A 20424-nucleotide genomic window follows, 5' to 3' on the forward strand; every position below is an offset into this window, starting at 1 on the left:
TTTTTTATTTGACCGCGACGGTGATGCCGATTGGATAATGGCGCGTCCCCCGTTTCGGTTCGACGAGCACACCTCGTTGATAATAAAATTCGGTCGACGTGAATGGCGTAAATAATTCCTCAAACTCGGCCTCGGTGAACTGGTGGGCATGGAACGGTTCATTCGTCGGTTGCCCGACACCTTGCCCGAATGGCGTCGATAACACCAAAATCCCCCCTGGCTTCAAGAGTTCCCACACGTTCGCCATGAACGCCTCATAGTCGGTCACGTGTTCGATCGTCTCGAAGCTGACGATGCAGTCGAACGTCCCGAGTTTCTCCGGCAACGTCCGGTCTAACACGTCGCCTACTACATAGGCCACGTTCGGATGGTGATATCTCCCTTTCGCATAGCGCGTCGCCTCTTCCGACAAGTCGAGCGCGACGACCTCGGTCACGGTCCCTTTCAAGTTCTTGGCGATCAATTGACTGCCGTATCCGCTCCCGCTCGCAAAATCGAGGACGCGTCCGTTCATGTATAAGAGGGCGAAATGATAGCGGGCGATATGTTCAAGCAACAAGCCGTTCAGCGGGTCCATGCGATCTGGGATGACCCGTTCTCCCGTATAATCTAATGTCATCTCGTTCTCCTTTTCTGATGTGCACTTCTTTCATCTTAGTCTTCCTAAGGCGCGACGACCACAAAAAAAGAGAAAAGACTGTTTCCAATCTTTTCTCTCTTCATTATTGAGCTTGTTTGAAGCGGAGTAAATCTGAATAGATGAGCTGGTCGTTCATCTCGAGGATTTTGTTCGCTTCTGATTCAAGTGGTGCACACGCCTCACCGTCTTCTGCGACTTCGCCAGTCTTGGCGTCATAGCACATCGACTGCGTGAACAGATGGTCTTGCGTCACGACCGTTCCATCACGGAAGATGGCGCGGTCATAATGCTCTTTCGAGAACAAGTCGTTCCCGAATCCGACCTGTTCCGACGTATCGATTCCAAGCAAGTGCTGAATCGTCGGGTTCATGTCGACATGACTTCCGATCGTCTCGTGCACTTCACCTTTGTCTTGTCCCGGCAAATGAATCGCGAACGGGACCGCTTGGAGCTTGGCGACGTCGTATGGCGTCAACTCGTCTTTCCCGAGCAGGTCCGCCATGGCGGCGTTATGGTTCGTCGAGATGCCGTAATGGTCACCGTAGACGACGAAGATCGTGTCATCCCACATGCCGTTCGCCTTCAACTCGTCGATGAACAAGCCGAGGGCGTAATCCTGATAGGCAAGCGCCTGCGGGAAGTTGTTGAGCGTCGTCGAGTTCGTCTCAAATTTCGGGACGAGCTCGTGCTTCTCACTCGGCATCGTGTACGGGAAATGGTTCGTCAGCGTGATGAACTTCGCATAGAACGGTTCTGGCAGCTCTTCGAGCATCGGTACCGATTGGCGGAAGAACTCATCATCGAGAAGACCCCACTCCGTCATATCCTCAGGGTTTCCGAGGTCGTAGCTGGCTTCGTCAAAGAACTTGTCGACGCCGATGTTTTGATACATCTGGTCGCGGTTCCAGAACGACTTGTTGTTGGCGTGGAACACGGCCGAGTAGTAGTTATCTTCTTTGATGACTTCTGGTAACGCGTTGTATTCGTTATCGGCGTTCGTGAAGTAGACTCCTCCACGCGAGAGGCCGTAGAGCGAGTTATCGAGTGCGAACTCGGCATCTGACGTCTTCCCTTGGCCGGTCGTATGGTAATAGTTCGGCCAGTAGTGGGATTCTTCGATCAGTTTGTTCAAGTTCGGCGTGATGTACTCGCCGTTCGACGCTTTCATGTTGTGCGTGAAGTTTTGAGCCGACTCGAACGAGACGACGACAACGTTTTTGCCTTTATACTTCCCGAACATCTCCGGGTCCGGCGCCGCATAGTTCTGACGTGTGAAGTTCTCGACTTCATCCAATTCAGATCCGTCTGCGAGCGCCTTTTGGGCCGATGTCTTCGTTTGAAGCATGGCATCGTAGACGTGAAAATTGAACGTTCCTAAGTTTTTGACCAACAGTTCCCGGTCGAACGAGCGCGTGAGTAACTCTGGACGCTCCGTTTCCGCAAGGACGAGGTTGAACCCGAACATGGCGGCGGCTGCCGTAAATGTGATCAAGACGCGGCGCTGTGACGCTTGGCTCGTCTCTTTCATTTTCCATAGTAGGAACGGGAGCACGACGAGATCCCCTAACAAGAGCAAGTCTTTCCATTCGAGAAGCGAGAGGAATGATGACGAGAGCGTCTCCATGTTCGACGATTGGAATAGGACTGGTACGGTCAAGAAATCCGTGAACTCACGGTAATAGGTCGTATCCGCGAACAAGATGAGCGAGGAGACGAGATATAGACTATACAGCGCCCACTTCCTCTTATTTCCCCCGAAGAAGAAGCTGAAGGCGAACAAGAACAACGTGAAGCTGAGCGGGTTGATGATGAGAATGAATGCCTGGACCAGATTCTCGGCCGGCATGTTGAAGAAGAACTGATACGCGATCAGCGACTTCGTCCATAACAAGATGGTGAACATCCAGAACAGACGATGTGTTTTGAACGAGTCGAGCGCCGCTTGGCGGAATCGGTCCATTCTTCCTTTCGATTGATTCGTGCGATTCATGTAAACACTCCTTATATGGAATTCAAGTGAAAGGTTCATTTTCTTTTTTAGACGTATAGCCTCTATTTTAACGTTCTTGTGAACCCGATTCAACTAATTGACGTTTACAACTATACATAAACTTAACAATTCCATTGCAGTCTTTACACAAAAAAAGGCTACCAAGTCGCCTCGGTAGCCATTTAACATTGATTCGCTTAACCGATAATGTCCATCCAAATTTTTACTGTACTCGCTAAAATCAGTAACGCCAAAATCATTTGAAGTGACTTCGTCTTCATGTTCTTACCGACGTTTGCGCCGAGCGGTGCCGCAATCAAACTCGCGATGATCATGATGACGGCAGGTTCCCACACGATTTGATCGGTGATGATTTTCCCCGCTGTCGAGCCGATTGACGAGATGAACGTGATGGCGAGCGAACTCGCGATCGCCATCTTCGTCGGAATCCGGAGCACGACGAGCATGATCGGCATCAAGATGAACGCTCCTGCTGCCCCGACGATTCCTGCTGCCACCCCGACGATGAACGCCGAGCTCGCTGCAATTACTTTATTGAATGTGACTTGGTCGAGCGGAACATCCTCGACGTTCTTTTTCGGTAAGAACATCATGATTGTCGCAATCGTCGCGAGCACGGCATAAACGACGTTAATCAAGTTCTCAGACAAGAGCGTCGAGCCGTAGCCGCCGATGAAACTCCCGATCAAGACGGCGACACCCATATACAAGATGAGCTGTTTGTTCAAATAACCACCTTTCCGGTATGCATAAATTCCACCGATCGTCGCGAAGAAGACTTGAATCGCGCTGATTCCCGATACTTCGTGGGCGCTGAACGCCGCGAAGCCGAGGAGCGGTGGAATATACAACAACATCGGATATTTAATAATCGATCCGCCAATTCCAACCATCCCTGAAATGAACGACCCGATAAAGCCGATCAAAAAGATGGTGATGATAAATCCAAATTCCATATCAATTCCTCCAATTCCCTACCCTATATAATAAGTAAGTTTTTATTTTTGTTCCCAGGCAATCATACCGCCCGAGACATCATAAATTTCAGTGTAGCCACGTTCTTTCAACAGTTGTGCCGCTTGGGCGCTTCGATTTCCGCTCCGGCAGATGACATAGATCGGCTCATCTTTCGGATAAGGTAATTCGGTTTCATTTAATGAAGAAAGTGGTGCGTTCACCGCTCCTTCGATATGCCCCCCCTCGTATTCGTCCACTTCTCGGACGTCTAACAAGGTTATTTCTTCGTTTTCCAATCTGTTTTGTAGTGTTTCGACGTCGATTTTTGTAATTCCAGTCTCTTTGGACGTGAAAAGAACGATTCCGATCGTCACCAGCACCAAAATCGATAAAATCAGCATTAATTTCTTCAATTTTCGACCTCCGATTCTTTTTCTTGCATTCAGTATACCTCAGGGGGTATATTAAAAACAACGAAAGAAACTCACTTCAAAAATTCTACAATCACAAAGGAGATCAATGACTCATGAAAACCATTTCGACAACTGAACTAGAAACATTGCTTCAATCTGATGAAACACTCAACTTGATTGATGTTCGGGAGACAGACGAATTTGCAGGTGGCCACATCAAGCAAGCGAAAAACGTGCCACTCTCTGAATTCGGTGCGAAAGTCGATGAGCTCGATCGTTCGAAACCGATTCACGTCATCTGTGCAGCAGGCGGACGAAGCATGAACGCTTCGGCTTACCTCGATTCACTCGGCTTCGATGTCATCAACGTCGATGGCGGCATGATGAGCTGGACGGGCGAAACAGTCTAACAATCTTCTATATATATATTTCAAAAACGACAATCGTTTACAGTCAACTATTCTTAGGGGGTATTTCACATGTTATTACGTTATTTCTATGATCAAAAATTAGCACAAGCATCTTATATGGTCGGTTGCCAAATGACCGGCGAGGCCGTCGTCATCGACCCGGCCCGTAACATCACACCTTATCTTCAGGAAGCTGAAAAAGAAGGCATGAAGATCGTCGCGACGGCTGAGACTCACATCCACGCCGACTTCGTCTCAGGTTCACTCGAGCTTGCGAAACGTACCGGTTCAACGGCTTATCTATCAGACGAAGGCGACGCGTCATGGAAATATGCATTCGCGAAAGACATCGACTCAAAACTTGTCAAAGATGGCGACACGTTCAAAGTCGGTAACGTCACACTCGAAGTCATGCATACACCAGGTCACACGCCAGAACATATCTCGTTCTTGCTCTACGATCGGAACCAAACACAACCAATGGGTATCTTCACAGGCGACTTCGTCTTCGTCGGCGATATCGGTCGTCCTGACTTGCTCGAAGAAGCAGCCGGTGTAAAAGGAACGACAGCGATCGGTGCCGAGCAAATGTTCGACTCGCTCAAGAAGTTCAAAGATCTTCCTGACTTCGTTCAAGTTTGGCCGGGTCACGGTGCCGGAAGTGCCTGCGGGAAAGCGCTCGGCGCCATCCCGACATCGACGGTCGGTTACGAGAAAGCGACGAACTGGGCGCTTCAAATGACAGACAAAGACGCGTTCATCAAAGAGTTGACGACGGACCAACCAGAACCGCCGAACTACTTCGCGATGATGAAAAAAGTGAACAAAGAAGGCATCCAAGTCACGAACGAAATCGCTCGTCCAGAAGTCGTCGGTTCGGACCGCCTCGATACGCTCGTCGAGGAAACACAAGTCGTCGATACGCGTAAAGGGGAAGAGTTCGCCAAAGGTCACGTCCCAGGCACAATCAACATCCCTTACAACACGAAGTTCGTCTCATGGGCCGGCTGGCTCGTCAACTTCGACAAAGACATCACGCTCATCGCGAGCGCGGAAGATGTCGATCAAGTACAGACGGACCTCCAATCAATCGGTCTCGACCGTCTCCGCTTCGTCGTCCCAGTCGAAGAACTCGGTCAAGAACTGTTGACGGAAACGTACACAGATGTGACAGCGGAACAAGCGATCGAGTCGGCAGAAAAAGGTGACGTTTTCGTCCTCGATGTCCGAAATGCGACAGAATGGAACGCGAGCCACTACGAGAAAGCCGAGCGCATCCTACTCGGTAAACTGGCACGCGACCATGAAGGTCTCCCGACAGATCAAACAATCGCCGTTCACTGTGCATCTGGCGTCCGTTCACGAATGGCCGCGAGTGTGCTTCAATCACTCGGCTACAAGGATATCCAAAACATCCTCGGTGGCTATGGCGCGATGAAGACTGTCCTCAATGCAGAACAAATCGGCTAATGCTATACTACAAACAAAGAAAGCGCCCACTCGTTTGGGCGCTTTTTCTCTAGGAGGGATTCTGTGATTGCCATCGGTCCATTGAATGTTCGACTCGATTTGCTGGCTATGATGGCCGGCCTACTTATTCTCTACATCGGCTTTAAAAAAATCGGCTTGTCGGAAAAAGAGCGCGACGCCGTCCTCGGCACCTGGTTCGCCGGCTTTCTCGCTTGGAAAGGAAGCGCGATCGTCCTCGGTCTCGCGTCGACGGGAAGTTTGGCCTTATCCCTTTATGCGACCGGCGGCACGTGGTCGCTTCTCATTGCCGCTGCCGTGATTGCTATTTTCGTATTCCGGCTCACGCCTAGCCTTCGTGGCTATTGGTTGTTCTCGGCCTTGGTCTTTTGGTTTGCGGTGACGCTCGTCGTTCCCAAATATGGGATGCTCCCATTGCTCTCATCTCCGCAACCGCTCCATATCTATATGGCCGTCCTGATCGCCTTGCTGCTCGTCACGACATGGCGCTGGATGCAGAATCCTACGCTCGGATTGTTCCTTTGGACCGTGGTCGGTGCGTTCGCGATTTGGTCGGTCGGGTCGCTTGTGACCGATACATTCGAGTTGTGGTGGCTCATTCCGCTCATTCTTCTCATCGCCGTCGCCACATATGTAGCACGGCCATCTCAAAAGGCAGTCCAATATGGACTCGGTCTCATCGTCGTGCTCGCCGTCATCAACGCGAGCTTACCGGACGAGACGCCACGGCTCGAGGCCGACTCGTCCCAGACCGGATTGAACATCGGCCAAATCCCACCGAATTTCGAGTTGAAGCGAACCGATGGGACGTCGTTCAACTTGGAAGATTTACGCGGTGAGCGGGTCGTCGTCAACTTCTGGGCATCGTGGTGCCCTCCGTGCCGGGCCGAGATGCCGGACATGGCCAAGTTTGCCCGAGAACAAGACGATGTGACCATCGTCGCCGTCAATACGACGACGAGTGAACGGGACATCGAGGATGCGCGGACGTTCGTCGCCCCATATGAAGATGCGTTCCAGGTCGTCTATGACGAGGAAGGAATCGTCGGTAACGCCTACCGGATTCAAGCGATGCCGACAACATACGTCCTTGATGAAAATGGAATCATCGTCGCCAAGCAGTTCGGCGCGATCGACCACGCCTGGCTCGATGCCCAGACAAACTGAAAATAAAGGAGCGGCTTTCTCTCGATTGAGAATAGCCGCTCCTTTATTTGTCTCGCCGGTAATTCAACTCATCTTTTTTCGTAAGCTTCAAATTCTTTCGATCCTCGTTTTGGAGGGTCAGGATCTTGTTGCATGGATAACCACCCTACTAGACCGGTGACAAGCGAGAACAGAAGGATTCCCAGTTGAGAAATCGACACCGATGCCATCAATCGGTCAATGATGTTAACAATGATGAACGTACTCGCAATCTGAAGGAACAAGGCGAGCACCCCTGTATGTGATTGGATGATGTCGAGAGTCGTCAACGCCTTCAAGAAGGAAGACAGAAACAGGTTGGTCGGGATCTCTGAAATTCCATATACGAGGAAGAAGAGTAATAGACTCCACAACGATTCATACTGTAGACCAAGTATCTTCAAGATTAGAAATTCTAAAGATGTAAATACAATCAGTATGATTGAAACGATTAATGTACAAATCAATAAGGGTTTGATTCCTCTAATCGTGATTGTCCCCCTTCTGTTTAGATTGCATGTCAAAACTAAGAATCGCCTGGGCGGTTCTTAGTCTTGCTTCAAATAACCTTGCGTCTTCAAGAAGTCTTTCACGTCGAGCCGGGTTGGTTTCGACAACATCCGTCCCATTTGTCCGGTCCACGTATCGCTTCGTTGGTTCGACCCGCGGACCGCATAGTAGTCGTGAATCGTCGCATCATACGCATCGAGTTCTTGTTTCAGTTGTTCTGCGTCTGCGACGTACGTGTTCTCGTGATAAATATGTTCGAACGGGAGACGCGGTTTCTGGCCTTCGACGTGCTCCGGTACACCGACGGCAAGTCCGAAGAGAGGCAATACCCGCTCCGGCAAACCGAGCAGTTCCTTCACAGCGAACATATCGTTGCGAATCCCACCGATGTAACAAATGCCGAGGCCCATCGATTCCGCGGCCACGACGGCATTTTGCGAAGCGAGCGCGGCATCAATGACCGCGACGAGCAGCTTCTCGTCCGTCTCGAGCGTCGCATTCACTTCGGCCTCCCGCAGCTCCCCGATCAACTCGTGTCGATACAAATCGGCGCAGAAGACGAAGAAGTGACCGTTGTCGATCACGTATTGCTGGTTACCGGCGATCTCGGCTAGCCTTGCTTTCTTCTCTGGGTCGGTCACCCCGATGATAGAATAGGCTTGGATGAAGCTCGACGTCGAAGCGCGCTGGGCACTCTCGACGATGAGTCGGATTTGTTCGTCGGTCAACGTCTCATTCGTGAATGAGCGGACGGAGCGGTGATTCAATAGTGTGTCGATGACTTGGTTCATGTGTAACATCCCCCTTTTTTCTTATCTTGGCATATGGACGGGCTTGGGACAATTTTTGAGATTCGAACCACTTATCCTCCTAAGGTAAAAAAAACAAAAACAGAGATGCAGCTACGCATCTCTGTTGCGGACAAGTTATTCCGTCACTTGATTCAAGAATGGTGTGATATCGACGTTGAGTGCTTCCGAGAGACGCGCGCCGAGGTCGCGGTCGGCCCGGTAGAAGTTGCAAATCAAGAGCAGCACCGTATTCTCGTGGCGAACTTTTTTAATGTGTGCCACCAAGTTGTTCACGAGCGCCGTTTTCTCTTCTTCCGAGTAGCGACGGTACACTTCACCCGCTTGACCGAAGTCGTTCGTCTTCTCGATTTTTTGACGACCGGCTACGCCTGTGAGCGGTTGTTCCGTCTCTATATAAGCCGCGTCCGGTTTCGGTGCGTCCTCATAGCGGTTTGGTTCATAGTTGACCGGGCTCGTCTGTTGTTTGAACGGCATCGAGCCATCACGCTGATTGTTCGACACTTGTGCGAACGGGCAGTTGATTGGGAGCTGCAAGTAGTTTGCCCCGATGCGGTAACGTTGCGTGTCCGAATACGAGAACAAGCGGCCTTGGAGCATCTTGTCTTCAGACGGTTGAATTCCAGGAACGAGCACACCCGGGTTGAAACCGACCGACTCTGTCTCGGCGAAGAAGTTGTCGACGTTCTTGTTGAGTGTCATCGTACCGACAAGTTGATACGGGATGACGTCTTCGAACCAATCTTTCGTCGCGTCGAGCGGATCGAAGTCAAAGTTGTCCATATCGGCCGGGTCGAGAATTTGGACGTAGAGATCCCATTCTGGGAAGTCGCCTTCCTCGATGGCGTTGAACAAGTCGCGTGTCGCATGGTTGAAGTCTTCGGCCTGCACTTTCGCCGCTTCTTCCATCGACAAGTTTTTAATACCTTGTTTCGGGACCCAACGGAGTTTTATGTACACCGTGTTTCCGTATTCATTGACCCATTTGAAGGAATGGACCGATGAGCCGCGCATATGACGGTATGACGCTGGAATTCCTTCATCGCTGAACAAGTGGATGAGCATGCTCGTCGATTCCGGCGTGAGCGACATGAAGTCGAAGAAACGGTCCGGATCTTGCAGGTTCGTCCGCGGGTCCGGTTTGAGTGAGTGAATCACGTCTGGGAATTTGATGGCGTCACGGATAAAGAAGACCGGCAAGTTGTTTCCGACGAAGTCGTAGTTCCCTTCTTCCGTGTAAAACTTGACCGAGAATCCACGTGGGTCACGAAGCGTCTCTGGTGAGCCGAGACCATGAATGACGGTCGAGAAGCGAGCAAAGATTGGTGTCTCTTGTCCCTCTTCCTGCAAAAATTTGGCTTTTGTATATCGTTTCATGCTATTTTTAACTTTGAAGACACCGTGGGCTCCGGCGCCACGGGCATGAACGACCCGTTCCGGTACGCGCTCACGGTCAAAGTGGGCGAGTTTCTCAATTAGCTGATAATCTTCGAGAAGTGTCGGGCCGCGACGACCCGCTGTGATGGAGTTGGCGTTATCCCCGATTGGGACGCCTTGGTTAGTAGTTAGATGACGGTGTTGATCCATTAATATTGCCTCCTCTTAATAATCATTATTACAAGATTAATAATATTAAAAGATAATAATTATTACAAATAAAACGCTCGATGGACTCGAGCGTTTTTGAAATCGCTTTCAATTTTTATGTTTGTTACGTTGTTCTTTCCGATGGATTTCGGTCACAAGGAGAGCCGCAATGATACCTCCGAGTGATCCCGCGACGATGTCGACCATCGTGTCATCATTCCCGTTCCCTTGCATCGTCGTGTTCAACACCAAGTCCGATGTGAATTCATACATTTCCCAAAGCGCTGCCCCGGCCATTGCGAAAACAACGATATAGACGAAGACGAACCGCTTCGGCATCTCGAGCCGGATGTCCTCATCAAGTCGACTTAAGAAATCGAAGCCGAGAAACGCCAAGAACACGCCGCTCAACACGTGCAGAAACGTGTCCCACCATCCGTTCGAATATAAACCGACGATCGAGCCCAAATATTGCGATGCGAACAAGAACAAGATATAGGCGACTTTCATCTTGGCGTCGAACTCGGTCTTGAACGTTTTCTCGAGAATGAACGGAATCAATCCCGACACAATCCCCGCCCCAGCGACGCTCGCGTCAAACCATTCCCCTTCGATAATCGACGTGATGAGAATGATTGCCATGAACAACACGAACCCGAATTCCAATAGACGTCCTCGTGTCAGTTTCAATGTAACGCGCCTTCTTTCGTTAGAATGTCTCATCTTGTTCATTCCCGTTTCAGCGAACATTTCAACAACCCAGTTCGAAAATTCGTGCTTTTGTCGGATTCTTCAAGCGTCCATATGTTCCATACTGAAAAAAAACGATTCAAGGAGGAACTCTCATGCCGATCAATCCTTATCTCAACTTCAACGGTGACTGCCGCGACGCCGTGCTATTTTATGCGGACGTGTTCGGCGAGCCCGCCCCGGACATCATGACGTTCGCAGCCCAGCCTGGACCGGACGGCGAACCGGTACCAGACGAGCTGGCCGACCTCGTGCTCCATGCCCGTCTGAGCGTCCATGGTACATCGCTCATGTTTTCGGACGCGATGTCGGACGGTCCGGTGACGTTCGGGCAAAACATTACCCTCGCCGTCGTGACCGACGACCTCGAGGCGATTCGTCGCGAATTCGAGGCCTTGTCAGACGAGGGCCGTGTCCTCATGCCGCTCCAAGAGACGTTTTGGAGCAAGGCGTACGGCATGGTCGAAGACCGTTTCGGTGTCCAATGGCAGTTCAGTCACGAGGCGTGACTATGACAAAGACCCCATCGCAGTTTAATCCGCGATGGGGCCTCGTTTATTTCTGGGCGACAAAAAAGATTCGTTCTGCGTTCGGGCCCGGGGCTTGGTCCGTGAAGTCAGCGGTGACCGATTTCACATGGAAGCCGGCCCCGATGAGCCATTGCATATATTGCCCCGGTTCGTACGTCCGTTGCTCATGCGTCTCTTCAACACGCTCATACGTGCCATCTTCGAGGGCGACGAAGAACGTCAAATCGTGCACGACCGAGAGCGGTGCTTCGCCTGGGTCGGCGAACCAGATATACGAGCAATCTTCTCCGTTCGAGGCATACGTCTTCTGATTGAAGAGCGTCTGCATCTTGTTCGGCGAATGCACATCGAAGATGAACATGCCGCCCGGTTTCAATTGTTCGTACACCGCCTCGAACGTGTCGATGACGTCGGCCTCATCCTCGAGGTAGCAGAGCGAGTCACAAAGGATCGTCACGGCGTCAACCGGGTGTGGCAATTCAAGCTCCCGCATGTCCTGTTGCCAGAGCGGGAGCGTGATGCCTGCCTCGAGCGCCTTCTCTTGGGCGACTTCGAGCATCGACTCGGATAAATCGAGTCCGATCGTCTCGTAATGTTCCGCCAAGCGAATCGTCGCCGAGCCCGTCCCGCATCCGACGTCAGCAAGCGATGCACCGTCTTGGACGTGGCGACGCACAAAGGCGACCCAATCCTCGTACGGGGCATCTTTCATTAACTCATCGTAGACGTAGGCGAACCCTTCGTACGCCATTAGCCGACTTCCACTTCAACGTGTGGCGCATCTGCCCACAATTTTTCAAGGTTGTAGTAGTCGCGGTCATCGCGATGGAAGATGTGGACGACGACGTTTTCGAGGTCAGCGAGCACCCAACGTGCCGAGTCCATGCCTTCGAATTTGTGGAGCGGAAGCTCATGCTCGCCGGCCACGTCTTTGATTTCGCGTGCGATCGCTTGGACTTGCTTCTCTGAGTTACCATGGCAGATGACGAAATAATCTGCGACCGGTGAGATGCCTTCCATGTCGAGGACGACGATATCTTCGGCACGCTTATCGTCAGCGGCCTTCACGATCAATTCTAATTCTTCTTTTACAGTCATACTGTACCTCCTATGGTGTTTTCACAAAATGGTTATACGTCTCAATCGTCAGTGGAAAGATTCGCACCGACTTCTTCAATAAATAATCGATTGTCTGACGCAACGTCGCGACGACGGCCGCTTCGAGCGAACGGTCCGCGAGGTCACGCAACGTGTCGACGCCCGGATACGACCGGTTCGGTTCAATCGCGTCCGCGACGAATAAAATCTGGTCGAGGCGTGACATGCCAGGCTCTCCGGTCGTATGGTTCTTAATGGCCGATACAACGGCCGGGTCAAGGTCATACGCCCGGTCTAATAGAATCGCGCCGACCGGTGCATGCAGCAGTTCGTCATCGAACGCAAGCAAGCTCGGGTCAAGGTTTTCCTCGACCACGACTTGGCGCATCATATCGCTATCCAAATATTTCGCATAGTCATGCAACATCGCCGCGAGACGTGCTTGCTCCACATCGGCACCGTATAAACGGGCCAATCGATCTGCCGTCTCAACGACACCGAGCGTGTGGATATAGCGTTTCTCCGGCAATGTCGCCTCAATCAATGATTGTGCTTCCTCATACGTCATACAAGTTGCGCTCCTTGATATAAGTTTCGACATCGCGTGGGACGAGATATTTGATTGACTTGTCCCGCTTCGCTCGTTCCCGGATATCGGTCGATGAGATCTCGAGTTGCGGCATATCGATTGTGCGCACATCTGCCTGTCTCGGGATGCGGTACCGGCTACCCGGACGCGCAACGGCCCCGAACGTGACGAGGGTCACGAGCGTGTCGTAATCGTACCACTTCTCGAGCGACTCGAGCGAGTCCGCCCCGATCAAGAAGAAAAACGTGTCATCTGGGTACATGTCCCGCAACCGTCTCATCGTCTCGACCGTGTAAGACGGTTCGTCGCGTTCAAACTCGATCAAGCTCAGCTTGAAATCGGCTTGGTCCGCGATCGCCCGTCGTGTCATCTCGATCCGATCCTCGGCCAGACTGAACCCCGCCTTGTGAGGCGGGATCGCCGCCGGTAGAAACCAGACCTCGTCGAGGGCGAGCTGTTCACGTGCCTGCTCGGCAATCAACAAATGACCGAGATGCGGCGGGTCGAACGTGCCTCCCATCAGGCCGATGCGGCTCATGGGAGTTTGATTTGGCGATTTTCTTTCTCAGTCGCCTGTTTGTACAAGACGATGACTTTTCCGATCACTTGAACGACTTCGGCTTTCGTGCCCTCAGCCAATTCACCGGCTACATCTTTCGGCGTATCGGCACAGTTTTGGAGCACTTGAACTTTCAAGAGCTCACGTTTTTCGAGCGCGTCGCTGATGTCTTTGCACATCGCTTCGCTGACTCCATTTTTCCCGACCTGGTAAATCGGTGAAAGGTGGTGTGCTTCAGCACGTAAAAAGCGTTTTTGTTTACCTGATAACATACTATTTATTCCTCCAATAAGCTTTCAATTAACTTCATTCCGACAAGTTGATCCGGTCTCACACCTGTCCAATATTCAAACGCCAAAGCACCTTGTCCGACGAACATGGCAGTTCCGTTGACGATTTTCGCGTCATTTTTGGCGGCTTCCTTTAAAAACGGTGTGACGAGTGGACGATATATGATATCACAAACGACGGTGTTTTGTCGTAAACCTTTTAATGATCGAGGCGAATGGATACCATCCATCCCCACCGAAGTCGTCTGGATGATCACGTCATAGCATGAGGAATCAACGTCGGTGAGCGCCTGCGCTTCAATGCCGAACGTCTCCGCGAGGCGCTCCGCTCGTTCAATCGTTCGGTTCGTGACCGTGACGGCTCGGGTCGGCAAGGCGCTGATAATCCCGCGCGCTGCCCCACCTGCCCCGATAACGAGCACACGTCCCGTCCAATCGGTATGACGGTCGAGTGCGCTGACTAGACCCACACCGTCCGTATTCGTCCCAATCAGCTTTCCGTCCCGTTTATAGACGGTGTTGACGGCACCGGCGGCTTCAGCCGCCTGATCAAGTTCGTCGAGATACGGGATGACCGCCTCTTTGTACGGAATCGTGACGTTAAAGCCGTCCCAGACGCCGTCCCGCATCGCTTGAAACAAGTCCCCGAGCTCGTCCGGGGCGACATCGAGTGCCTCATAGCGCCCGAAAAGCCCAGACGCGCTCAGCCACTGCTCGTGCAGGACGGGAGAGAGCGAATGAGCAATCGGGTGACCGAGAACGGCCAGTCTCATACGAGCGCCTCACGCAATGTGACGGCCACTCCTTTTGGTGCCCATGCGGCGATGCGTCCACCTTTTCCGTGAATCGCAACCCAACCGAGTCCGCTGAAGACGATGTCGGTCTTGACGCCGTCACGGAGACTGAACTCGTGACGCACGAGCGGAGGCAACATTTGTAATGTCTTCTCGTTCGGCGGGTTGAGCATCTTACCGATATGGTTTTCGTATAGTTCATCTGCTTTGTCGAGCTTCGTCCGGTGTGTCTTCAACTCGTTTGACATGTAGACAACGAATGAGCGCTTGTTGCCTTCCATGTAGTCGAGACGGGCGAGTCCACCGAAGAAGAGCGTCTGTTGCGGGTTCAACTGGAACACGTGCGGCTTGATCTCTTTTTTCGGGGTGATCGTTTTCAAATCTTTCGCATCGACGTAATGCGCCATTTGGTGACGATTGATAATCCCTGGCGTGTCATAAAGGTTCGCATCATCATCGAGCGGGATATCGATCAAGTCGAGCGTCGTTCCCGGGAAATGACTGACCGTGATGATGGCCTCGTCCTCTGCCCCGAAACGTTTGATGACTTGGTTGATGAGCGTCGACTTCCCGACGTTCGTACAACCGACGACATAGACGTCCTTGCCTTTCCGATAATATTCGATCTTTTCGGCAAGCTCGTCGATCCCGTGACCTTTTTTCGCACTGATCAAATGGACGTCGATCGGTTCCAAACCGAGCTCTTTCGCTTCGGCCTTCATCCAGTTAGACATCCGGTTCGGGTTAACCGATTTCGGCAACAAGTCGACCTTGTTCCCGACCAAGAGGACGGGGTTTGTGCCGACCGAGCGTTGGAGCCCCGGCAACCAGCTACCGTTGAAGTCGAAGATGTCGACGATTTTGATGACGAGCGCTTCTTTCGCGCTGATGCCGTTTAAGATACGCAAGAAGTCGTCATCTGTCAGTTCGACGTCTTGAATTTGATTGTAGTGCTTCAATTTGAAGCAGCGTTGGCAAATGACGATCTCGCGATCGAGTGCCGATTTTGGTGCATAACCGACACCGGTCGGGTCTTCCGTTTGAATGGCGACGCCGCAACCGGCGCAATAACGTTTTGTTTCTTCCATAATGTTGTCTGCTGTCATTTGAGTTACCTCTTCTTCATTCACCGTAGCGCCTCGCCGCTACTCCTGAAGCGTTAATTCCGACGCCTTACGCGCCGTACATGGACAGCCTCCTTCTTCCTGTGCGTTCGAGGTCCTTATTCATCTTTTTTATGTGAATCTTCGGAACGAGAGTGCATCGCTTCACCGATTTTCTCAGCGACCGCCACTTTGGCGCGCTTCGCATCGACAGCGATTTCCTCAACTTTTTTCGTGATCAACACGTACTTCCCGCGACGTTTCATATGGGCGAACACGACTTTTTCAAGCATGCGATTGAACTTGGTGACGAGTCCGTCCGTCTTGACGACCGGTTGCACGTGGATGACGTGAATCCCGGCCATATTGGCGCCGAGCACGTCCGTGAACAATTGATCGCCTAAGAAGATGGCTTCTTTCGTCGAGTATCCATATTTTGCGAGCGCCTGTTTGAATCCAGACGGCAACGGCTTTTTCGCACGCGCCACATAGTGAAGGCCGAGCGGTTCCGTGAACGTACGTACGCGGTTCTCGTTGTTATTCGAGACGACGATGACATCGAGTCCGTGTGATTTCACTTTTTCAAGCCATAGCAAAAGAAGCTCTGGTGCGTGCGGGACGTCCCAGGCCACGAGTGTATTATCAAGATCCGTCAAAATGACGCGAACCCCACGGTCTTTCAATTCTTCAAGGTCGATGTCAAAAACTGACGCGACGAACTGTTTCGGATAAAGTCGATTAAACACGTTTAAATTCCTCCAATTAGCTAAAGCGATTCAACTACTATACATGTAGTGATATCCCTTCTATGGTAAACGAAAACCGACCAAACGACTAGTGTATCGTTCGGTCGGCCTGAAAAAGTTTTAAAAATCAATCGTTTTGCATCGTACCGATGACTTCTCCGAGTCGCACCGGACCGATTTTGGCTGGGTCGATCGTGACGCGGTCTTTCTCAAAACATAGGATGACGGTCGAACCGAACGAGAAGTATCCGACCTCTTCTCCTTTAGCAGCGCGGTCGCCGTCGAGCGTCCATTCGATCGTGTTGACGTTTAAGGCGCCGACCATGATATGTTCGTACAACCCTGCCGTCGTTTCAAAGCGTGTGACGCGGCGATAGTTTCGTGAGAGCGGACGAACCGTCTCCGTCAAGCCGATGTCATTGACCGGGGCCGAACGGTCACCGAGCTCGTAGTGGCTGAGCACCCGTCCCGCGAGCGGGACGTGGACGCGATGATAGTCGCGTGGGCTCAAGTAGAGGACACAGACCGTGCCGCCGGCGTAACGTCTCGCTTCTTGTTGCGACCCGAGCAGTTCGGCGAGCGTGTACGATTGTCCCTTCACTTCGAAGCGGCTATCGTCCGTGATATCGGCCACGATGGATAATTTCCCGTCACATGGCGAGACGACCGAGTCCGGACTTGCATCGATTGGCCGGACCCCTTCTTTCAAATGACGTGTAAAAAAGGCGTGCAGGCTCGGATAAGCCTCGATCGGCTCCGCCGCTTCATCAAGATTGATTTGATACGTTTTCGCAAACGAAGGGATGAAGGACCGGCTCGCTGACGATTCAGCGAAGGCACGGAGTCGTTTGGCAATGACCGGGGTCGCGTTCAACTCAAACAAAGTCTGATACAAGCGGCTTTTGATCACTGTGCGCCCTCCTCGTTTTTAAAGAACGTCTCGTATTGTTGTTCAGAGACGGCACCTTCCACACGACCGACTTCTTTTCCATCTTGGAAACGAATCATTGTCGGTGTTCCGTTGATGCCGTAAGTCGTCCAGACGTTGTGGTCGGCCAAGTTGATCGACACGGCGTCGTATTCTTCGATGAGTGGCTCGACGTACGGTTTGACTTGCTCACAGTATTCGCAACCTGTCTGCCAGAAGTAGACGACGACTTCCTCTTCTTCTGAAATCTTCGTCTCAAGCTCGTCCGGTGTGACAGCGTTGACGCCTGTCTCCTCGTTCGCATTGTTCAAGAAGAACAAGAGAGCGATCCCGACGATGATGATGACACCGATGATGGCGAACGTGATGAAGTTCGCCCGTTTGGCACTATTTTTCATATTCGATTCCTCCTAAATAATATAAAAAGAACTGACTCGGATATGAGCCAGCTTGGTTGTAGACGTCTTACTTCTCTTGTGCGACGTCGCTAATCCCCATATCTTGGTTAAGCGTGTCCAAGAGTACAATAAAGATCGTGATGACGACGCCAAAGAATGTCGCGAGCATCGCGTTGAACGACACGCCATCGACAGCAGAAATGATAAAGATTGCTGTATTCGAAAGCAAGATCGCCCAGAACAATGTGACTAAGTAACGCATCGATAGTCCCCTCCATCTCACAGATGATTCATGAAAAATTCATACGACCTTAGTATAGCATTGTTACCGTAAAATGTGCGACCTCGATTGTATATTCTTTCCGTCGAAACGGGAAATATGGTACGGTTTGAGAAATAAGCATCTCGTAGAAAAGAGGAACCCTTTATGTCACGTTATTTAATCGCAGTCGATTTAGATGGAACGTTGTTGCGCGACGACAAGACGATCAGTGAGCGCAACGTGCGCGCGCTTCAAGCGGCCCGTGAGGCCGGTCATGAAGTCATGATCGCGACCGGACGCCCACAACGCCATTCGATCATGTATTACGAAGAGCTCGGCTTGACGACACCGCTCATCAACTTTAACGGAGCGCTCGTCCATCACCCGAAAGATCCGTCATACAAAGTGACGCACCGGCCGATCCCGCTCAAGACGGCGCACGAGATCATCGAAGAAGTCTCGGACACGAAAGCGCACAACATCGTCGTCGAAGTGACCGACCACGTCTACTTCCATAAAGACCCGCAAGAGTTTTATAGCCCGTATGCCGAGCGCGCGCTCAGCGTCACGTCAGGCAACTTGCTCAAGCATTTGCAGGATGAGCCGACATCGCTCCTCATCCACGCGACGAAAGAGCACGTCGACAACGTCCGCGCTCGTTTGAATAAAGTCCACGCCGAGGCCGTCTTGAACCGCCAATGGCGCATGCCGGAGCACATGATTGAGGTCATGAGCCAGAACACGTCGAAAGCGCTCGGGTTGCGCGAAGTGTCGAAACATCTCGGCATCAACCGCAAAAACATCATCGCGTTCGGCGACGAGGAAAACGACCTCGAGATGCTCGACTACGTCGGCACCGGCGTCGCGATGGGCAACGCCATCAGCCAGTTGAAAGCCGTCGCGGATGAAGTGACCGCGTCGAACATGGAAGACGGCATCGCCATCTACCTCGAAGAAAAACTTGGCATCAAAGCATAATCCACACACCGACTGTTCCTGCAGTCGGTGTGTTTTGCGATTTGCCTACAGAAAGCGCATCAAATAGTCGTCAAAAATCTTGGTCATGACTTTCGGGGTGTTCGCGATGTACACATTGATTTGCTCCGCGTTCGAGTCATACGGATCCGCGTCGCGTTCATCCGTCGGGAAGTCAGAGATGCCTTTGATGATGATACACTCGACGTCATTTTTCTTGCAGATATAGGCAATGGCGCCTGCTTCCGTATCCGCGATGGTGACGTTATGCTCTTTGAGTTCTAGATAATCGTTCCACATCACGACCGCTCAATCAACCGTCCTCATGAAGTACTCGCCATACGGGTAGCTGAACCACTCATCCGCTTTGACGTCATAATACTCCAATGTCGCTTCATATTCCCACTTCGTCGCAATACTGACTCCAATCATCACACGTCCACCCCATCTCTTTTTATTCCTATCTATAGAATAACCCCCGCTGAGCGTTCAGCGGGGGTTCATTTCAGCGTCGGAACGCACCTTCGACATTTTCAGTCGGAACCATGTTGATGAAGACGCTTGGATCGGCGTCTTTACAGATTCGCGTGATTTCACGCACTTCGTGGCGCTGGGCGACCATCATGAGCGTCGCTTTCTCGACTTTCGAATACGTACCGATTGCCGGCATGAGCGTGATGCCGCGGAAAACATGCTGATGCAGTTCTTTCGTCACTTCGTCCGGATGACTCGTGACGATGAAGAGCGTCTGCCGCTGCGTGTTCGTATAAATTTCGTCGATGACTTTCGACGTGACGTATAAGAAGACGATTGTATAAAGCGCGGTCGGCCACCCGAACAAAGCACCAGCCCAAAGCGCGATCATCATGTTCATGAGGAAAAGATAGACGCCGACCGAATTGTTCGTGAACTTCGCCAAGATGAGGGCGACGATATCAAATCCACCGGTCGAGGCACCGAAGCGAATCGTGATCCCCGAACCGATGGCGAGCAAAACCCCGCCGAACACAGCGTTCAAAAGCGGGTCGTCCGAAATGATTGACGACTGCGGAAGTACGCGAATAAACACGGTAACTGCCGCAACACTGATCAACGTATGAATCATCATGTTCTTGCCGAGCATGAAGTAGCTGACGATCAAGAGCGGCACGTTCAAGACGAAGAACCAAATCCCTTCTCCGAGCTCAAATGGTGTCCCCGCAAACAGTTTCGTAAAGATTTGGGCGAGCCCTGTAAATCCGGTCGAGTATACCCCCGCCGGGATTAAGAATAATGTCATAGATAATGCAACGAACACTCCCCCGATAATCGAAACGATCCCGATGCGTGCGTGTTCTTTAACGGCTTCCGTCAAGTCCTGTCTCCCCTTTCAAAAATGGCTAAGAATCAAGA

At 51.6% G+C, this 20424-nt stretch carries 27 protein-coding genes; 5 read left to right on the top strand and 22 right to left on the bottom strand.

Annotated features, from left to right (window positions below; all coding sequences use genetic code 11):
• Positions 1 to 4 precede the first annotated feature (4 nt).
• From KNP60_RS06670 to KNP60_RS06685, 4 genes are all read right to left on the bottom strand, one after another.
• Positions 5 to 619 (bottom strand): class I SAM-dependent methyltransferase, encoded by a 615-nt coding sequence (locus tag KNP60_RS06670; protein WP_214797163.1) that lies wholly within the window; start codon positions 617 to 619, stop codon positions 5 to 7.
• A 103-nt stretch (positions 620 to 722) separates the two neighbouring features.
• Positions 723 to 2630, bottom strand: coding sequence for an LTA synthase family protein (locus tag KNP60_RS06675; protein ID WP_214797164.1), 1908 nt, complete (start codon positions 2628 to 2630; stop codon positions 723 to 725).
• A gap of 197 nt (positions 2631 to 2827) precedes the next feature.
• The gene (locus tag KNP60_RS06680; RefSeq protein WP_214707954.1) at positions 2828 to 3607 is read right to left on the bottom strand and encodes a sulfite exporter TauE/SafE family protein; all 780 of its coding nucleotides are present in this window, start codon (positions 3605 to 3607) and stop codon (positions 2828 to 2830) included.
• Positions 3608 to 3649: 42 nt separating this feature from the next.
• Positions 3650 to 4021, bottom strand: coding sequence for a rhodanese-like domain-containing protein (locus KNP60_RS06685; RefSeq protein WP_235420128.1), 372 nt, complete (start codon positions 4019 to 4021; stop codon positions 3650 to 3652).
• A gap of 113 nt (positions 4022 to 4134) precedes the next feature.
• Between KNP60_RS06685 and KNP60_RS06690 the strand changes: the two genes are divergently transcribed.
• The 3 genes from KNP60_RS06690 (at position 4135) to KNP60_RS06700 (ending at position 7086) form a co-directional block, all read left to right on the top strand.
• Positions 4135 to 4431: a rhodanese-like domain-containing protein gene (locus KNP60_RS06690; protein ID WP_029595926.1), complete on the top strand. Its 297-nt coding sequence runs from the start codon at positions 4135 to 4137 to the stop codon at positions 4429 to 4431.
• Between the two features lie 69 nt (positions 4432 to 4500).
• Positions 4501 to 5901 carry an MBL fold metallo-hydrolase gene (locus KNP60_RS06695; RefSeq protein WP_034776653.1) on the top strand — a complete coding sequence of 467 codons (1401 nt, stop codon included), beginning with the start codon at positions 4501 to 4503 and terminating at the stop codon, positions 5899 to 5901.
• A 63-nt stretch (positions 5902 to 5964) separates the two neighbouring features.
• A complete protein-coding gene (locus KNP60_RS06700) occupies positions 5965 to 7086 on the top strand; it encodes a TlpA family protein disulfide reductase (RefSeq protein ID WP_214797165.1) in 1122 nt (373 codons plus the stop codon).
• 68 nt (positions 7087 to 7154) lie between these two features.
• Here the strand turns inward: KNP60_RS06700 and KNP60_RS15620 are convergent, their stop codons facing one another.
• The 4 genes from KNP60_RS15620 to KNP60_RS06720 form a co-directional block, all read right to left on the bottom strand.
• Positions 7155 to 7628 (bottom strand): YrvL family regulatory protein, encoded by a 474-nt coding sequence (locus KNP60_RS15620; protein WP_353048639.1) that lies wholly within the window; start codon positions 7626 to 7628, stop codon positions 7155 to 7157.
• A gap of 24 nt (positions 7629 to 7652) precedes the next feature.
• Positions 7653 to 8405 carry an oxygen-insensitive NADPH nitroreductase gene (nfsA, locus tag KNP60_RS06710; protein ID WP_214797167.1) on the bottom strand — a complete coding sequence of 251 codons (753 nt, stop codon included), beginning with the start codon at positions 8403 to 8405 and terminating at the stop codon, positions 7653 to 7655.
• A gap of 135 nt (positions 8406 to 8540) precedes the next feature.
• Entirely contained in the window at positions 8541 to 10010 is a 1470-nt protein-coding gene (locus KNP60_RS06715; protein ID WP_214797168.1) for a catalase, read from the bottom strand.
• Between the two features lie 108 nt (positions 10011 to 10118).
• Positions 10119 to 10700: a DUF2238 domain-containing protein gene (locus tag KNP60_RS06720; protein ID WP_052090087.1), complete on the bottom strand. Its 582-nt coding sequence runs from the start codon at positions 10698 to 10700 to the stop codon at positions 10119 to 10121.
• A 155-nt stretch (positions 10701 to 10855) separates the two neighbouring features.
• On the opposite strand from KNP60_RS06720, the gene KNP60_RS06725 reads away from it, so the two are divergent.
• Positions 10856 to 11269: a VOC family protein gene (locus KNP60_RS06725; protein ID WP_214797169.1), complete on the top strand. Its 414-nt coding sequence runs from the start codon at positions 10856 to 10858 to the stop codon at positions 11267 to 11269.
• A 46-nt stretch (positions 11270 to 11315) separates the two neighbouring features.
• On the opposite strand, the gene KNP60_RS06730 is transcribed toward KNP60_RS06725, so the two are convergent.
• The 11 genes from KNP60_RS06730 to KNP60_RS06780 all read right to left on the bottom strand — a co-directional run bounded on the left by KNP60_RS06730 (position 11316) and on the right by KNP60_RS06780 (position 18057).
• On the bottom strand, positions 11316 to 12041 hold the full coding sequence (locus KNP60_RS06730) for a class I SAM-dependent DNA methyltransferase (RefSeq protein ID WP_034776641.1): 726 nt from the start codon (positions 12039 to 12041) through the stop codon (positions 11316 to 11318).
• Positions 12041 to 12388 (bottom strand): ribosome silencing factor, encoded by a 348-nt coding sequence (gene rsfS, locus KNP60_RS06735; protein ID WP_034776639.1) that lies wholly within the window; start codon positions 12386 to 12388, stop codon positions 12041 to 12043. The genes KNP60_RS06730 and rsfS overlap by 1 nt, the downstream gene beginning before the upstream one ends.
• Positions 12389 to 12398: 10 nt before the next feature.
• Entirely contained in the window at positions 12399 to 12956 is a 558-nt protein-coding gene (gene yqeK / locus KNP60_RS06740; RefSeq protein ID WP_214707941.1) for a bis(5'-nucleosyl)-tetraphosphatase (symmetrical) YqeK, read from the bottom strand.
• Entirely contained in the window at positions 12946 to 13515 is a 570-nt protein-coding gene (locus KNP60_RS06745) for a nicotinate-nucleotide adenylyltransferase (protein ID WP_214797170.1), read from the bottom strand. The genes yqeK and KNP60_RS06745 overlap by 11 nt, the downstream gene beginning before the upstream one ends.
• Entirely contained in the window at positions 13512 to 13808 is a 297-nt protein-coding gene (gene yhbY / locus KNP60_RS06750) for a ribosome assembly RNA-binding protein YhbY (RefSeq protein WP_034776635.1), read from the bottom strand. The genes KNP60_RS06745 and yhbY overlap by 4 nt, the downstream gene beginning before the upstream one ends.
• A gap of 5 nt (positions 13809 to 13813) precedes the next feature.
• Positions 13814 to 14599, bottom strand: a complete 786-nt coding sequence (aroE, locus tag KNP60_RS06755; RefSeq protein ID WP_214797171.1) for a shikimate dehydrogenase — start codon at positions 14597 to 14599, stop codon at positions 13814 to 13816.
• Positions 14596 to 15708 carry a ribosome biogenesis GTPase YqeH gene (gene yqeH / locus KNP60_RS06760; RefSeq protein WP_034779781.1) on the bottom strand — a complete coding sequence of 371 codons (1113 nt, stop codon included), beginning with the start codon at positions 15706 to 15708 and terminating at the stop codon, positions 14596 to 14598. The genes aroE and yqeH overlap by 4 nt, the downstream gene beginning before the upstream one ends.
• 134 nt (positions 15709 to 15842) lie before the next feature.
• The gene (locus KNP60_RS06765; protein WP_034776630.1) at positions 15843 to 16469 is read right to left on the bottom strand and encodes a YqeG family HAD IIIA-type phosphatase; all 627 of its coding nucleotides are present in this window, start codon (positions 16467 to 16469) and stop codon (positions 15843 to 15845) included.
• Between the two features lie 127 nt (positions 16470 to 16596).
• Positions 16597 to 17379, bottom strand: coding sequence for a phosphatidylserine decarboxylase (locus KNP60_RS06770; protein ID WP_214797172.1), 783 nt, complete (start codon positions 17377 to 17379; stop codon positions 16597 to 16599).
• Positions 17376 to 17795: a thioredoxin family protein gene (locus tag KNP60_RS06775; protein ID WP_034776627.1), complete on the bottom strand. Its 420-nt coding sequence runs from the start codon at positions 17793 to 17795 to the stop codon at positions 17376 to 17378. Before KNP60_RS06775 ends, KNP60_RS06770 begins: the two co-directional genes overlap by 4 nt.
• A gap of 67 nt (positions 17796 to 17862) precedes the next feature.
• Positions 17863 to 18057, bottom strand: coding sequence for a YjzD family protein (locus KNP60_RS06780; protein WP_034776626.1), 195 nt, complete (start codon positions 18055 to 18057; stop codon positions 17863 to 17865).
• Positions 18058 to 18222: 165 nt separating this feature from the next.
• Here KNP60_RS06780 and KNP60_RS06785 point away from each other — a divergent pair, with 165 nt between their 5' ends.
• Entirely contained in the window at positions 18223 to 19035 is an 813-nt protein-coding gene (locus tag KNP60_RS06785) for a Cof-type HAD-IIB family hydrolase (RefSeq protein ID WP_214797173.1), read from the top strand.
• Positions 19036 to 19080: 45 nt separating this feature from the next.
• Here the strand turns inward: KNP60_RS06785 and KNP60_RS06790 are convergent, their stop codons facing one another.
• From KNP60_RS06790 to KNP60_RS06795, 3 genes are all read right to left on the bottom strand, one after another.
• The gene (locus tag KNP60_RS06790; protein ID WP_232939043.1) at positions 19081 to 19332 is read right to left on the bottom strand and encodes a nucleoside phosphorylase-I family protein; all 252 of its coding nucleotides are present in this window, start codon (positions 19330 to 19332) and stop codon (positions 19081 to 19083) included.
• A 9-nt stretch (positions 19333 to 19341) separates the two neighbouring features.
• Positions 19342 to 19464 carry a hypothetical protein gene (locus KNP60_RS15575; protein ID WP_256441343.1) on the bottom strand — a complete coding sequence of 41 codons (123 nt, stop codon included), beginning with the start codon at positions 19462 to 19464 and terminating at the stop codon, positions 19342 to 19344.
• A gap of 73 nt (positions 19465 to 19537) precedes the next feature.
• Positions 19538 to 20386 carry a YitT family protein gene (locus KNP60_RS06795; protein ID WP_034776620.1) on the bottom strand — a complete coding sequence of 283 codons (849 nt, stop codon included), beginning with the start codon at positions 20384 to 20386 and terminating at the stop codon, positions 19538 to 19540.
• Positions 20387 to 20424 lie beyond the last annotated feature (38 nt).

It is taken from the genome of Exiguobacterium sp. s5, from assembly GCF_018618075.1.
Lineage (GTDB): Bacteria > Bacillota > Bacilli > Exiguobacteriales > Exiguobacteriaceae > Exiguobacterium > Exiguobacterium mexicanum_A.